Genomic DNA, 14,394 nt, shown 5'->3' on the forward strand with positions numbered 1-14,394 from the left:
ATTCTACCTTGGGTGCTTTGGTTTCATAAATACAAACAAAGTTTTGTACTGTTCTGAAGATAGTAGTAAGTCAGAAATAGATAAAAACTCAGGATCCGCCTCAAATGAGTATTTCAAGGGGGCTGTGACAGGTAATCGTTTCACTGAAACTCTAAAACCAGCATCATAGAACGATCTGCCAACCTCATCCAATGAATAATCGAATGCTGGATAATTTTCAGTAGCTCTAATTCTCTCTTTACGCCTCGTGTATGTTGGGTTGTCCACATGGCAGCCGATCGTAGCTAGGTAGTACCCTCCCGGCCTTAAAAGATAATACATTTCCCTGGCATGCTCATCGAGTCGGGGAAGTGTATAAATTACTTCTTGAGAGTAAGCTATATCAATTGTTTCATTCTTACCGTTCCCAAGGTCGCACGAAGCAGTAAAGGATATATTTGGGGCTGAGTGCCTCTTCTTGCATGTCGCTAGCAGGTTTTCATCTTTTTCCACGCCTATAAGTTGTTTTTCCGGTACTAAGAAGTCGAAAAGCTGCAAAAATCCACCTTCCCCAGTCCCAAAGTCCAGCACGTTTAAATATTTATCAGGTGGAATTATTTCAATCGACTCTTTGATGAGTGAGTGCCAAAAAGGGAAGTTTCCGTATTGCTTTAAGTTGCGAGGGATTTTATGGATTTCCATCTTGTGCTCTCGCGAAACTGACCGAAATATGACGAGTATTTCTTGTGCCGTCGGAGTAAAGCTCTATATTGCATGCATCTCTGTCGTGGAGTGTGCACAAATTATCATGGACTAATAGATCGGAATGCGACAGTGTAATTTTTTGCTTTATTTTCTGAGCAGCCTGAAGAAAGTCATAAATCATTTTTCCCTCTTCAAATGGCTGCTTTTTCTTCATTTCTTGGTAATATCGTCTGATCCTGTCATGATCAAATCTTATTTGATACTCGCCGCTAGACGATTTGTAGAGTATCGGGGAATTGATAATTATAGATTCGCCATCCTTTTCCTCATAGTTAACTCCATGAGAAAACATAGGTACTGGATGGCTGAGCAGCATTTTCAGCAGTTCTGGGGCTTCATATCTAAGCTGTTGGACTAGCTCTCGGACTACTACGATTCCATTTGCAACAGGGTGCAATGGATCTTCATTGGTGACTTGAATAAATCCATACCTTGGTTGCCTGACTTCATCTATGGCATCATCGTTATGAAGGGTAAGAGGATTAATGGAGCAGGCTGAATAATGGCAATCGATTTTTATATCCGTTCGTTCGACAACTCCATAAAATAATCCGAAACAGCTGGTAAAAGCCCTCCAGCCTTCATTGCTTAATACGGGAATCCCCCTTATATGAACGTGTTTTTCTTGGTGAAGAATTTTTTTCACGGCATCGAAGAAATTAAAAAGCCCAGGCTGCTCGTTCAAGGGGGGATGGGTTACACTGGTACCCTCGTGGACCTCCAAGCCCTTTTTTATGAGGGCTCGAAGCTCGCTGGAAAGTATAAGCGTAGGCATCAGCGACAGCTGCTACCGTTGCCGGAACGGCAGCCACACGACGCTGCATGATCTGCTTGGAAACCAAGCTCCGAATGCCCAAAATGCATTTGGAACAGTTTTTTCGTTAAATCAAAACCTTTTTCGAGAACTGTTTCATTCTCTTGTTCTGTAAGGCCGAAATAAGGGTAATGGTGGATGTACTCACCCTTAATGAAGTTGCAGTCATTCATGTATTTTCTTGTATCCAGAATATGGATATGCCAGAACTCGTCAATTAGTTCGCTTGGCGCAAAAGAAAGATCTTCATAGAGGGTCTGAAGCGTCAACCACTGCTTGTATAGGGTCAGAGCACCGTTGATTTTATCTTCACGCCAGTCGTATTCCTTTTCTAGCTTGAAGCAAAGCGGAGTAAAGTCTACACGATTGATCCGGTCCAAAATAGTGTCTATCGCTGTCTGGCTTACATAATTGGTTTCTGCAATCTCTGTTTTTATATCGGCCCGCGACGACATTCTAAAATCGTTACCTTTCTCGTGGTTGTAAGCTTCGTTCTTGCCTAGGTTCATATGAAACCTCTTATAGGTGAAATGTGGTTTAAGTGAAAATTAACTGCTTTATCACTTGGAGTTAGGTTTTGAAGACCTTTCAGGCGTGTAGGTATCAGCCCAATAAATAATTGGCTTTTCAGGCCATCGCGTTACGGTAGTCACTGAAGGCAATGGTGGTGAATGAAGCTCGCTCCAGTAGGCCGGTGGCGCTTTGATAGTATTGGATTTCTCGGATTGGATCCATACCGTCTTCGAAAAATCTGTGTCTAAGTTTTTGTTTCGGCGATACGCAGATCCTGCGCAGCCACTGGCGTGCGCTGGGTCGGGGCGCCATCGCCTAGCAAGCGTGAGACATGCCAAGTCTTCCCTGTGCGTAGAGTGATCAAACCTATGGTTAACACGTATCAGTAGCGCGTTGATTAGGCGCGGAAGGTCGGCCAAGCTGGCCTTACCCAAACGCATCCCAGTGGTGCGTGCCAACTCGGCGATCACGGCAGCCCGAGGATGCCCTTCGCGAAGGGCTTCAGCGATGCGAATCACTTGGTCACGATCTTGGCCTTGGGGAATTTTTGTGCAGATGGTGGTCCGGTTCAGTCCTAACGCTTCACTTGGGCTCGGCACTTTCACATATTGATCACCGCGAAGCGTGGCCATGGTTCGGTTCACACTGGACAACCGGTTTTGCGCGGTCGTGATGGTAAGCTCGCCATGTTCGACTTGCTGCCGCAGATGCCCGGCGTAGTCCAGGAAAGTCTGCCGATCAATCTGCCGTGCATCATTGAAGCCCGACCCATCCTCTGATGACGCCACTGCACGAACGCTTTCCAGCGATCACTGTGCGCTTTGACCGTACCGTAGTGCCCGCCACCAAACATATCCCGCAATGCCTGAGGCCCGGCATAAGTCAGCTGCCGACCCGATCCCATCTACCCAACAATGGCATGATAAAACTCCTCTTCAAGCCAAACATTTGAAGCTTTTCCCCACGTCTTCCCGCCAAGAATGTTGAGTGTTATCAGGGATCGAGACCCCTGCGACCTGTGAGGGTTGTCCATTAACGCGGGACTGGCGGCTCTTTACGACCGGGAGCTTGGGCATCTCATGATCTGGCCTCCTGAGCACTTCCGAGGAAGTGGGCGGGTGGAGGCTGTACTGGCTGACGAGGCCAGCGCCGCGAGATCCTGAGTCAGGTGAAGGCAGTGAAGCGATGACCGGGGCGTGTCTGACTGTCAGTCAGGTGCAGTCCATTCCGTGGGCTGCGGCACCATCATCTGCATCGCTGTTGCTGGTGACTTCGGTGTTTGTCACGCCAATTGTCACGAGGGGGAATGCCGTAAAGCCTTGTACGAGGTGGGCTGCAGCAGTGGTAGGAGCGCCCGTCTCTTTCCGGGAGAAAGAGACGGGCGCAGGTTGGCGCAAGTAAATGGCCAAGCGGATAGGTTGCTGCAGGGCAGCTATGAAAGGGGAAGTTGCCGCAGTGGGCACACTGCTATAAGTAGGCATCCATCACATCGCTGTGAGCGTGCGAGCCGCCGGACGCTAATCGCACTTTGGGATAACCACCATGGTGTGGCGTAGCCTTAAAGGTTCTGGCTACCTGGGGTGCTGTCAACGACAGCGCTTGCACGATCTTTTCTACGCCTGCGGGTGGGTAGGGTCAAGGCTCGAATTTTCGGGAGTTCTGCGGCTGTGGATGAAATTATCCACCGGTGGAAATCAGTGGTTTTCCACAGTTGCGCGGGCTTTAGATTTTTTAAGTGAGGTCCATCCAAACACGGCGGCTTTGCAGCCCTGTTTGGATGGACCCGCGAGGAAAGCAAACCACGGAGATCTCACTGACCTGTTAGCGCTAGAATGAACCACGCTCATTTTCCAAAGCACTGATATCGCCACCGACCGCGTTGAACTCGAGAAGCTCCGAAGACTTACGCGACAGAAACTGGTTAACCCGCGTATCAAACTGATCCCCCAGGCTCGCCGTAATCCCGTCCCTGAGCGCATCGAGATAGTCGGTATACCATTGCATCATTATCCGCCGTTGGGTCATATACAGCGCTTGGTTGTACTCGCCAGCAATGCCGCCCTCGACCTGCGCCAGTTAGCTTTCCACATGGCCTTTCAACCACCCATGCTCTCGCAGCAAGGTGCTCGTGGTGTGACGAACGCCATGACTGACCATCCGCCCTTTACAGCCAATCTTGGCAAACACCAGATTAATCGTGTTCTCGCTGATGACGGGCCGTTTCTCACCACTCCCCGGAAACAGGTAGCGGCTGCGTCCAGTGCATTGGTGCAGCTTGATCAGCATTGCGATCAGTTGATGGGGCAGGGGACTGACATAGTCCCGGCGCATCTTCATGCGTTCAGCCGGTATGGTCCACGTCCCTTCTTCAAAATCGATTTTATCCCACGTCGCATACCGAACCATGCCGGGTCGGCTCGCCGTCAGTATTGCCATCCACGAAGCAATCCTTGACGGCAACCGGCTGGTGGTCTTGCTCAGCGCCTGAAGGAATTCCGGTAGCTCGCTTTCACGCAAGTGCGGATAGTGCTCAGGGGGAGGCGGCGCCAACGCGATGGCATGAAGTTCTGAAGCCGGATTGTGTTCGCACAACCCCCGCGCAATCGCCTGACTGAAAATCTGCTTGAGCCAGGTCCGAGCCTTCTGCCACATTGAACGCCCCGCGCTTTTCGATGCTGGCTTGCAACTTCGCGCAGTCGGCGCGAGTGATGTGCTCCAGCTGCATCTCGCCGAGTGCCGGTAGCAGATACTTGTCGAGGTAGTCGCGAATCTTCTTTAGCGTCGCATCGCTGCGGCCGGAGTCGGCCTTGAACTGATACAAGTACTCCGTAGCTCGCCTGAAGGTGTTGAGCCCGGCCTCCCGTTGCTGCTGCTTGTCATCCCGCCGCTTGGCGCCAGGGTTGATGTCGTCCTTGAGCAGCTTGCGGCATTCGGCAGCCCGTTCGCGAGCCTTCTGCAAGGAGATGCTCGGGTAGACGCCCAATGACATGCGCGCCGCGCGACCATGATACGAATAGCGGAAATGCCAGTACTTGTGGCCGTTCGGCTGGACTGGAAGGGCAAGACCCGAACTATCACTCATCGTGTATTGTTTGTCGGCAGGCTTGGACGCTTCGACTTGCAAGGCAGTGAGTGGCATGGCTGTACACCTCCGGTTCTCGAACTGGAATCTGTACAGAAAATGCACCAAAAAGAGGCTGGCTTGCAAGGGATGGGGATGGAACCCCAGAGACCAAAAAGCCCGCAGTTAGCGGGCTCTATGGGTGTTGTGTAGACGCTGGTAGTCGTCTATGTACTGCAAATGGTGCCCCGAGGGAGAATCGAACTCCCACTTCTTTCGAAAACGGATTTTGAATCCGCCGCGTCTACCAATTCCGCCATCAGGGCTCAATGGCGGCGAAGTATAGGGATCGGTTTTCCGTTGGTCAACAGGGATTTGCGCTGGTTTTTTACTAATTCCGCCAAACCGGATAAACTTCCCGGCCCTGCTAAACGAACCCCATCATGCGCGTCGCTGACTTTACCTTCGATCTCCCGGATTCCCTGATTGCTCGTCACCCGCTGGCTGAGCGTCGCAGTAGTCGTCTGTTGACCCTGGACGGGGTAAGCGGCGCGCTGGCACATCGTCAATTCACTGATTTGCTTGAGCATTTACGCCCGGGCGATTTGATGGTGTTCAACAATACCCGCGTCATTCCTGCGCGTCTGTTCGGTCAGAAAGCCTCCGGCGGCAAGCTGGAGATTCTGGTCGAGCGCGTGCTGGACAGCCATCGTGTGCTGGCGCATGTGCGCTCCAGCAAGTCGCCCAAGCCGGGCTCGTCGATCCTTATCGACGGCGGCGGGGAGGCCGAGATGGTGGCGCGACACGATGCCCTGTTCGAGCTGCGTTTCGCCGAAGAAGTGCTGCCATTGCTCGACCGTGTCGGGCACATGCCGTTGCCTCCTTATATAGACCGCCCGGACGAAGGCGCGGACCGCGAGCGCTATCAGACTGTTTACGCTCAGCGCGCCGGTGCCGTGGCGGCGCCGACGGCGGGTCTGCATTTCGATCAGCCGCTGATGGAGGCGATTGCCGCCAAGGGCGTCGAGACGACGTTCGTCACGCTGCACGTCGGGGCGGGTACGTTTCAGCCGGTGCGCGTCGAGCAGATCGAAGATCACCACATGCACACCGAATGGCTTGAAGTCGGTCAGGACGTGGTCGATGCCGTGGCCGCGTGCCGTGCGCGTGGCGGACGGGTGATTGCGGTCGGGACCACCAGCGTGCGTTCGCTGGAGAGTGCGGCGCGTGACGGGGTGCTGAAGCCGTTCAGCGGCGACACCGATATCTTCATCTATCCAGGCCGACCGTTTCATGTGGTCGATGCCCTCGTGACCAATTTCCATTTGCCCGAATCCACGCTGCTGATGCTGGTTTCGGCGTTCGCCGGTTATCCCGAGACCATGGCGGCCTACGCGGCTGCCATCGAGCACGGGTACCGCTTCTTCAGTTACGGTGATGCGATGTTCATCACCCGCAATCCCGCGCCGACGGCCCCACAGGAATCGGTACCAGAGGATCACGCATGAGTCGCACCTGTCGTATGTCTTTCGAATTGTTGGCCACCGACGGCAAGGCCCGTCGCGGTCGCCTGACCTTTCCCCGTGGCGTGGTCGAGACCCCGGCTTTCATGCCGGTGGGCACCTACGGTACGGTCAAGGGCATGCTGCCACGGGACATCGAAGCCACGGGCGCGCAGATCATTCTGGGCAACACCTTTCACCTGTGGCTGCGTCCGGGCACCGAGGTCATCAAGGGCCATGGCGATCTGCATGATTTCATGCAGTGGCAAGGTCCGATCCTGACCGACTCCGGTGGTTTTCAGGTGTTCAGCCTGGGTGCCATGCGCAAGATCAAGGAGGAGGGCGTGACCTTCGCTTCGCCGGTAGATGGCGCCAAGGTGTTCATGGGGCCGGAGGAGTCCATGCAGGTTCAGCGTGATCTGGGTTCGGACATCGTGATGATTTTCGACGAATGCACGCCTTACCCCGCTGATGAAGACGTGGCGCGCATCTCAATGGAGCTGTCGCTGCGCTGGGCCAAGCGTTCCAAGATCGCGCATGGCGAGAACACCGCTGCGCTGTTCGGCATCGTCCAGGGCGGCATGCATGAAAGCCTGCGCATGCGCTCGCTGGAAGGTCTGGACCAGATCGGTTTCGACGGCCTGGCCATCGGCGGTCTGTCGGTGGGCGAGCCCAAGCACGAGATGATCAAGGTGCTGGATTACCTGCCCGGCCAGATGCCGGCAGACAAACCCCGTTACCTGATGGGAGTAGGCAAGCCGGAAGATCTGGTCGAAGGTGTCCGCCGCGGAGTCGATATGTTCGACTGCGTGATGCCGACCCGCAATGCCCGCAATGGTCATTTGTTCATTGACACCGGTGTGCTGAAAATTCGTAACGCGTTTCACCGGCATGACAATTCGCCGCTGGATCCGACCTGCGACTGCTACACCTGCAAGAACTTCTCGCGCGCTTATCTGCATCACCTGGACAAGTGCAACGAAATGCTGGGGAGCATGCTCAATACGATCCACAATTTGCGGCACTACCAGCTGCTTATGGCTGGTTTGCGCGAGGCTATTCAACAGGGTACATTGGCCGCCTTTGTCGATGCCTTCTATGCCAAACGCGGAATTCCCACGCCGCCTCTGGGTTGAAACAGAACGAGTTTTTCCTGCTTTTCTATACTAATTATGTAACTTGGAGCGACACATGAGCTTTTTCATCTCTCCCGCTTTCGCGGATGCTGCTGCACCGGCTGCCGGTCCTGCGGGCAGCGGTTTCGAGTGGATTTTCCTGGTTGGCTTTCTGGTCATCTTCTATCTGATGATCTGGCGTCCACAGGCCAAGCGCGCCAAAGAGCAGAAGAACCTGCTGGGCAACCTGCAGAAAGGCGACGAAGTCGTGACCAGCGGCGGCATCGCCGGCAAGATCAACAAAGTGACCGACGATTTCGTCGTGATCGAAGTGTCTGACACCGTTGAGTTGAAAATCCAGAAGGGCGCAATCGCAGCCACTCTGCCAAAAGGCACCCTGAAAGCGATCTGAGTACCAACTTTTACCCATCGACGGGGCGCGCAAGGCGCCCCGCGTTTTAAGCGGGCGGCGTGATGCTGAACAAATACCCTCTGTGGAAATACGTACTGATCCTGGCGGTGCTGGTGGTCGGTTTTATTTATTCCGCACCCAATCTCTACCCTGACGATTCGGCCATTCAGATCAGTGGCGCAAGTACTGCGTTGCAGGTCACTCAGGCAGATGTGGATCGTGCAGCCAAGGCGCTGACTGATGCCGGTATCTCGGTCAAGGCTTCTTCTCTGGCTGAGAATGGCAAAGGCGGTTTGTTGCGTCTGAGCAAGCAGGAAGACCAGTTGCCGGCCAAGGATGTCGTGCGCAAGGCGCTGGGTGATGACTATGTCGTCGCGCTGAACCTGGCTCGCACCACGCCGAACTGGCTGCGCAATGTTGGCGCAACTCCGATGAAACTCGGTCTCGACCTGTCCGGTGGTGTGCACTTCCTGCTGGAAGTCGACATGGACAAGGCAATCGATGCCCGTCTGAAAGTCTATGAAGGCGAAGTCAAAACGCTGCTGCGCAAGGAAAAGGTGCGTTATCGCAGCCTGCCGCAGCTGGGTAATGTGATTCAGCTGGGCTTTACCGACGACGCAGAGCGCGAGCAGGCTCGTGCGCTGATACGCAAGACCTTTACCGATTTCGAAATCACGCCTGCCGAACTGAACGGGATTCCCGTACTGCGCATGGCGCTGACACCGGCCAAGCTGGCCGAGATTCGTGAATACTCCATCAAGCAGAACCTGACCACCGTACGTAACCGGGTCAACGAGCTGGGTGTTGCCGAGCCGCTGGTTCAGCGTCAGGGCGCCAACCGCATCGTGGTCGAACTGCCGGGCGTGCAGGACACGGCTGAAGCCAAGCGTATTCTGGGCAAGACCGCCAACCTCGAATTCCGTCTGGGCGCAGGTCCCGAGGATTCGAAAGGCACCACCGAAATGTTCGAATTCCGCGAAGGCGGACGTCCGGCGGCAGCGGTGGAGCGTGGCCTGATCATCACCGGTGACCAGGTAACCGACGCCAAGGCGAGCTTCGACGAGCATGGTCGTCCACAGGTGAACATCAACCTTGATGGTCATGGTGGCGAGCTGATGAGTCGTGCAACCCGCAGCAACGTGGGTCGCAGCATGGCGGTGATCTTCATCGAGCAGCGTCCGACCACCACCTACACCAAGCAGATGGTCAACGGCGTCGAGAAAGACGTGCCGGTCCAGACGTTCAAGGAAGACAAGAAGATCATCAGCCTGGCGACCATCCAGTCGCCACTGGGCAGCCAGTTCCGTATTACGGGCCTGAACGGTCAGGGCGAATCGTCCGAGCTGGCGCTGCTGTTGCGTGCCGGTGGTCTGGCCGCGCCGATGTACTTCGCTGAAGAGCGCACCATCGGTCCCAGCCTGGGTGCCGACAACATCACCAAGGGTGTCGACGCTTCCCTGTGGGGCATGCTGTTCGTGTCGCTGTTCATCATGGCCATCTACCGCTTCTTCGGCCTGATCGCTACCGTGGCGCTGGCCTTCAACATGGTCATGCTGCTGGCATTGATGTCGCTGCTGGGTGCAACGCTGACCCTGCCGGGTATCGCCGGTATCGTGCTGACCATGGGTATGGCGGTGGACGCCAACGTGCTGATCTTCTCGCGGATACGTGAAGAGATCGCCAACGGCATGACGGTTCAGCGCGCAATCAGCGAAGGTTTCGATCGTGCCTACACGGCGATCCTCGACGCCAACCTGACGACGCTGCTGGTCGGCGGCATTCTCTTCGCAATGGGCACAGGCCCGGTGAAAGGGTTTGCGGTGACCATGTCGCTCGGGATCTTTACCTCGATGTTCACAGCCATCATGGTGACCCGCGCAATGGTCAACCTGATCTATGGCGGTCGTGACTTCAAGAAGTTGTGGATTTAAGGGGCTGCCATGAAACGTACCATCAACTTCATGGGCGTTCGCAACGTTGCGTTCGCCATTACCATGCTCCTTACCGCACTGGCGTTGTTCAGCTGGTTCCATAAAGGGCTTAACTTTGGTCTGGACTTTACCGGCGGTACGCTCATCGAGCTGACCTACGAGCGTCCGGCCGACTTGGGCAAGGTCCGTCAGGAACTGGTCGAGGCCGGTTATCACGAGGCGGTCGTGCAGAGCTTCGGTGCAACCACCGACCTGCTGGTGCGCATGCCGGGTGAAGACCCTCAGCTGGGCACTCAGGTGGCGGAAGCACTGCGCAAGTCGGGTGCTGACAACCCTGCGGTGGTCAAGCGCGTCGAGTTCGTCGGTCCTCAGGTCGGTGAAGAGCTGCGTGACCAGGGCGGTATCGGCATGCTGCTGGCGCTTGGCGGTGTACTGATCTATCTGGCGTTCCGCTTCCAGTGGAAGTTCGCGGTCGGTGCGATCGTTTCGCTGATCCACGACGTGGTGGTGACGATGGGCATCCTGTCGTTCTTCCAGATCACCTTCGACCTGACGGTGCTGGCGGCGGTGCTGGCGATCATCGGTTACTCGCTGAACGATACCATTGTGGTATTTGACCGGGTTCGTGAGAACTTCCGTCTGCTGCGCAAGGCGTCGTTGATCGAGAACATCAACATCTCCACTACCCAGACGCTGCTGCGCACCATGGCGACGTCGATCTCCACGCTGCTTGCGATCGTCGCGCTGTGGGCGTTTGGTGGCGACAGCCTGGAAGGCTTCTCCATCGCGTTGTTCATCGGTGTGCTGGCGGGTACTTACTCGTCGATCTACATCGCCAACGTGGTGCTGATCTGGCTGAACCTGACCACCGAGGACCTCATTCCTCCGGTTGTGGTCGAGAAGGCGGATGATCTGCCCTGATAGCCAGTTGTCATAAAAAAGGCGCGAGTGATGAACTCGCGCCTTTTTTTATGCTCCAAGGCTAGGCATTGCGCAGTCATGCTGCGTTTCGATTGGGTCAGGAGGTTCACGTGAACAAGTCTATGCTTGTTGGTGTTGTATTAGGTGCTGCTGTGGTAACTGCTGGCGGTGCCGTTGCCACCTATAGCCTGGTCAAGGGTGGTCCTGAGTATGCGGACGTATTGGCTGTCGAGCCGATCAACCAGCAGATCAAAACCCCCCGCGAAGTTTGCAAGGACGTAACCGTTACCCGTCAGGCGCCGGTCAAGGACCAGCACCAGATTGTGGGTAGCGTCATCGGTGCAGTCGCTGGCGGTTTGCTGGGTAACCAGATCGGTGGTGGTAACGGCAAGAAGATCGCAACCGTTGCAGGTGCGGTCGGTGGTGGTTATGCCGGCAACAAGGTTCAGGAAGGCATGCAGGAGCGTGACACTTACACCACTACGCAGAACCGTTGCACGACAGTCAACGATGTGAGCGACAAGGTGGTGGGTTACAACGTCAAGTACAAGTTGAATGAGAAAGTGGGTCAGGTCCGCATGGAGCGTGATCCAGGCAATCAGATTCCTGTCGACAAGAATGGTCAGCTGATTCTGGGTCAGGCCCAGTAAGTCAGCCGAGTTTCTGCAAGGCATAAAAAAACCGGCTTTCGCCGGTTTTTTTATGCCTGTCGCTTAGCGCTTGAGCGAAGGTGGCAGGTGCGGTGCGATTGCAGTCAGCACAGCCTTGAAGCATTTGGTGTTGCCAGCAACGATGTGGCCTTTTTCCAGGAAGTCATGACCCCCTGTGAAGTCGCTGACCAGACCGCCTGCTTCCTGAATCAGCAGAGCGCCTGCGGCGATGTCCCATTCGGACAGGCCCGACTCCCAGAAGGCGTCGAAACGACCGGCTGCGACATAGGCAAGGTCCAGGCTGGCGGCGCCCGCGCGGCGGATGCCTGCGGTCTGGCCAACCAGGCTGCGGAACATGCCCAGGTAGTTTTCGAGATTGTCCATCTGGTTGTCGCGGAATGGGAAGCCGGTACCCAGCAGCGCGCCTTCAAGGCTCTTGCGCTGGCTGACGCGCAGACGACGACCGTTCAGGGCGGCGCCACGGCCACGGCTGGCGGTGAATTCTTCCTGGCGGACGGGATCGAGGACAACGGCGTGTTCGAGGCGACCGCGGTATTTACAGGCGATGCTGACCGCGAAGTGCGGGATGCCGCGTACGAAGTTGGTCGTGCCGTCCAGTGGGTCGATGATCCACAGGTAGTCGGTACCTTCGCCGCTGCCTTCGTGCATGCCGCTTTCTTCACCCAGGATGCCGTGGGTCGGGTAGGCTTTGCGCAGAGCGGTGATGATGCTCTGTTCGGCGGCACGGTCGATCTCTGAGACGTAGTCTTTGGCTTCTTTTTCGTCGACCTTGATGGTATCCAAGCGCTCGATGGAGCGGAAAATCAATTCGCTGGCGCTGCGGGCGGCGCGCAGCGCGATATTCAGCATGGGCTGCATGGACAATTCACCTAAGGTTGTTAAAGAGAGCCGGCCATTCTATTGGGTGCGTCGAATTATTTCCAGCCTTGCGTTGTAACGGTTGTCGGGTTTCAACCCATTTTCCACTGCGCCCCTGTGTGCCTGAAGGTTGCCCGGCTTGAACGGGTTAATAGCGTTAGCCGGGGCGTTTCTGTAAGATTTGCCCCCCTAATTCGCGTCAGTGAGCGTTCGCTTTGTTGCAGAACATTCGTGTTGTCCTGGTCGGCACTACCCATCCCGGAAATATCGGCGGGGCTGCTCGCGCCATGAAAAACATGGGGCTTTCGCGCCTGGTGCTGGTCGATCCGCGGATCTTCCCCTCTCCTGACGCCGATGCCCGGGCCTCCGGAGCCACCGACATTCTGGAAGGTGCGCAGGTTGTCGCCACGTTGGAAGAGGCTTTGGCAGGTTGCCGTCTTGTGCTCGGCACCAGCGCCCGTGATCGCAGTCTGCCGTGGCCGATGCTGGACCCTCGCGCGTCGGGCATGAAGGTTGTCGAGCAGGCCGGGCAGGGTGCCGAGGTCGCGCTGGTCTTTGGTCGCGAGCATGCAGGCCTGACCAACGAAGAGCTGCAGCGTTGTCACTTCCATGTGCACATCCCTTCCGATCCCGGCTTCAGTTCGCTGAACCTGGCCGCTGCCGTGCAGGTGCTCAGCTATGAAGTGCGCATGTCCTGGCTGGCGGCGTCCGAGCAGCCCGCCCATGACGAACCCTCCAGAATGGCGCATAACGCCGAGCTGGCGACCATGGACGAAATGGAGGGCTTTTATGGTCATCTGGAAGCCACGCTGGTGGCCATCGGTTTCCTTGATCCTGAAAAGCCCCGGCACCTGATGGCGCGCCTGCGCAGGCTTTTTGGTCGCAGTGAAGTGGAGCATTCCGAGCTCAGCATTCTGCGCGGGATCCTTACCGAAACCCAGAAAGCCGCGCGCGGTGAACCCTACAAGCGGAAGGATCAGTGATGTTCGAACGTCTGCGAGAAGATATTCAAAGTGTGTTCCATCGTGACCCGGCCGCGCGCAACGCGTTCGATGTGTTGACCTGCTATCCAGGAATGCACGCGATCTGGCTGCACCGTTTCGCGCACATCCTGTGGGGCAAGGGCTGGAAATGGCCGGCGCGGGTGGTCTCCAATTTCGGTCGCTGGATGACCGGGATCGAAATTCATCCGGGGGCGCGCATCGGTCGCCGCTTCTTCATTGATCATGGCATGGGCATCGTGATTGGTGAGACTGCCGAGATCGGCAATGACGTGACGCTGTATCAGGGCGTAACCCTGGGCGGCACCAGCTGGAATGCCGGCAAGCGTCATCCGACGCTGGAAGATGGCGTCGTAGTGGGGGCGGGTGCCAAGGTGCTGGGTCCGTTCACGGTCGGTGCCGGAGCCAAGATCGGTTCCAATGCGGTTGTGACCAAGGCTGTGCCGGCAGGCGCGACGGCGGTGGGTATTCCGGGGCGCATCATCGTCAAGTCCGACGATGAAACCGAAGCCAAGCGCAAGGCGATGGCCGAGAAGCTGGGCTTCGATGCCTACGGCGTCAGTGCCGATATGCCGGACCCGGTCGCGCGGGCCATCGGCCAGTTGCTAGACCATCTGCAGGCTGTGGACGGTCGCCTCGAAGATATGTGCGGCGCCCTCAACCGGCTGGGCAGTGACTACTGCGCCAAAGATTTGCCGGAGCTGCGCGACGAGGTCTTCGATTGCGTCAAGGACAAGCGTGAAGAGACATTGAAAGACAAGATCGGCTAGGCAGGGCAGGGGGTTGGGGCGTGTCATTGCGCCGCACCTTTGCTATGATGCAGCCCGCACTTTTTGCTAAACCCGACTGTT

Annotated in this window: 15 protein-coding genes, 1 tRNA gene and 1 pseudogene; 8 read left to right on the forward strand and 9 right to left on the reverse strand. The window is 56.2% G+C overall.

The window, feature by feature from the left end; translation table 11 throughout:
- Positions 1–3: 3 nt before the first annotated feature.
- The 8 genes and pseudogenes from JTJ32_RS00420 to JTJ32_RS00440 form a co-directional block, all read right to left on the reverse strand.
- Positions 4–681: a class I SAM-dependent methyltransferase gene (locus tag JTJ32_RS00420; protein ID WP_210040367.1), complete on the reverse strand. Its 678-nt coding sequence runs from the start codon at positions 679–681 to the stop codon at positions 4–6.
- Complete coding sequence (locus tag JTJ32_RS00425; RefSeq protein WP_210040369.1) at positions 668–1,519, reverse strand: TauD/TfdA family dioxygenase; 852 nt, start codon at positions 1,517–1,519, stop codon at positions 668–670. The genes JTJ32_RS00420 and JTJ32_RS00425 overlap by 14 nt, the downstream gene beginning before the upstream one ends.
- Positions 1,519–2,067: a glycine-rich domain-containing protein gene (locus JTJ32_RS00430; protein WP_149658088.1), complete on the reverse strand. Its 549-nt coding sequence runs from the start codon at positions 2,065–2,067 to the stop codon at positions 1,519–1,521. The genes JTJ32_RS00425 and JTJ32_RS00430 overlap by 1 nt, the downstream gene beginning before the upstream one ends.
- A gap of 402 nt (positions 2,068–2,469) precedes the next feature.
- Positions 2,470–2,975: pseudogene (locus JTJ32_RS26305) on the reverse strand (integrase domain-containing protein); the annotation flags it as partial.
- A 923-nt stretch (positions 2,976–3,898) separates the two neighbouring features.
- Complete coding sequence (locus JTJ32_RS26310) at positions 3,899–4,075, reverse strand: hypothetical protein (protein ID WP_236059139.1); 177 nt, start codon at positions 4,073–4,075, stop codon at positions 3,899–3,901.
- 72 nt (positions 4,076–4,147) lie between these two features.
- On the reverse strand, positions 4,148–4,663 hold the full coding sequence (locus tag JTJ32_RS26315) for a tyrosine-type recombinase/integrase (RefSeq protein WP_236059140.1): 516 nt from the start codon (positions 4,661–4,663) through the stop codon (positions 4,148–4,150).
- Positions 4,602–5,210: a tyrosine-type recombinase/integrase gene (locus tag JTJ32_RS26320; RefSeq protein WP_236059141.1), complete on the reverse strand. Its 609-nt coding sequence runs from the start codon at positions 5,208–5,210 to the stop codon at positions 4,602–4,604. The genes JTJ32_RS26315 and JTJ32_RS26320 overlap by 62 nt, the downstream gene beginning before the upstream one ends.
- 163 nt (positions 5,211–5,373) lie before the next feature.
- Positions 5,374–5,458: transfer RNA gene (locus tag JTJ32_RS00440), tRNA-Leu, on the reverse strand.
- Between the two features lie 117 nt (positions 5,459–5,575).
- Here JTJ32_RS00440 and queA point away from each other — a divergent pair.
- From queA to JTJ32_RS00470, 6 genes are all read left to right on the forward strand, one after another.
- A complete protein-coding gene (queA, locus tag JTJ32_RS00445; RefSeq protein WP_210040372.1) occupies positions 5,576–6,640 on the forward strand; it encodes a tRNA preQ1(34) S-adenosylmethionine ribosyltransferase-isomerase QueA in 1,065 nt (354 codons plus the stop codon).
- Between the two features lie 14 nt (positions 6,641–6,654).
- Positions 6,655–7,770 (forward strand): tRNA guanosine(34) transglycosylase Tgt, encoded by a 1,116-nt coding sequence (gene tgt / locus JTJ32_RS00450; RefSeq protein WP_004878719.1) that lies wholly within the window; start codon positions 6,655–6,657, stop codon positions 7,768–7,770.
- Positions 7,771–7,825: 55 nt separating this feature from the next.
- Positions 7,826–8,161: a preprotein translocase subunit YajC gene (gene yajC, locus JTJ32_RS00455; protein ID WP_002552468.1), complete on the forward strand. Its 336-nt coding sequence runs from the start codon at positions 7,826–7,828 to the stop codon at positions 8,159–8,161.
- A gap of 62 nt (positions 8,162–8,223) precedes the next feature.
- Complete coding sequence (secD, locus tag JTJ32_RS00460) at positions 8,224–10,092, forward strand: protein translocase subunit SecD (protein WP_210040374.1); 1,869 nt, start codon at positions 8,224–8,226, stop codon at positions 10,090–10,092.
- Positions 10,093–10,101: 9 nt separating this feature from the next.
- Positions 10,102–11,013: a protein translocase subunit SecF gene (gene secF, locus JTJ32_RS00465; protein ID WP_184318795.1), complete on the forward strand. Its 912-nt coding sequence runs from the start codon at positions 10,102–10,104 to the stop codon at positions 11,011–11,013.
- A gap of 110 nt (positions 11,014–11,123) precedes the next feature.
- The gene (locus JTJ32_RS00470; protein ID WP_004878725.1) at positions 11,124–11,663 is read left to right on the forward strand and encodes a glycine zipper 2TM domain-containing protein; all 540 of its coding nucleotides are present in this window, start codon (positions 11,124–11,126) and stop codon (positions 11,661–11,663) included.
- 63 nt (positions 11,664–11,726) lie between these two features.
- Here JTJ32_RS00470 and suhB read toward each other — a convergent pair whose 3' ends face one another.
- On the reverse strand, positions 11,727–12,542 hold the full coding sequence (gene suhB, locus JTJ32_RS00475) for a type III secretion system regulator SuhB (RefSeq protein WP_004878727.1): 816 nt from the start codon (positions 12,540–12,542) through the stop codon (positions 11,727–11,729).
- Positions 12,543–12,757: 215 nt separating this feature from the next.
- Here suhB and trmJ point away from each other — a divergent pair, with 215 nt between their 5' ends.
- Both trmJ and cysE read left to right on the forward strand, forming a co-directional pair.
- Positions 12,758–13,525, forward strand: a complete 768-nt coding sequence (gene trmJ, locus JTJ32_RS00480) for a tRNA (cytosine(32)/uridine(32)-2'-O)-methyltransferase TrmJ (protein WP_210040376.1) — start codon at positions 12,758–12,760, stop codon at positions 13,523–13,525.
- Positions 13,525–14,313, forward strand: a complete 789-nt coding sequence (gene cysE / locus JTJ32_RS00485) for a serine O-acetyltransferase (protein ID WP_099229615.1) — start codon at positions 13,525–13,527, stop codon at positions 14,311–14,313. Before trmJ ends, cysE begins: the two co-directional genes overlap by 1 nt.
- Positions 14,314–14,394 lie beyond the last annotated feature (81 nt).

It is taken from the genome of Pseudomonas alliivorans (genome assembly GCF_017826695.1).
Taxonomy (GTDB): Bacteria; Pseudomonadota; Gammaproteobacteria; order Pseudomonadales; family Pseudomonadaceae; genus Aquipseudomonas; species Aquipseudomonas alliivorans.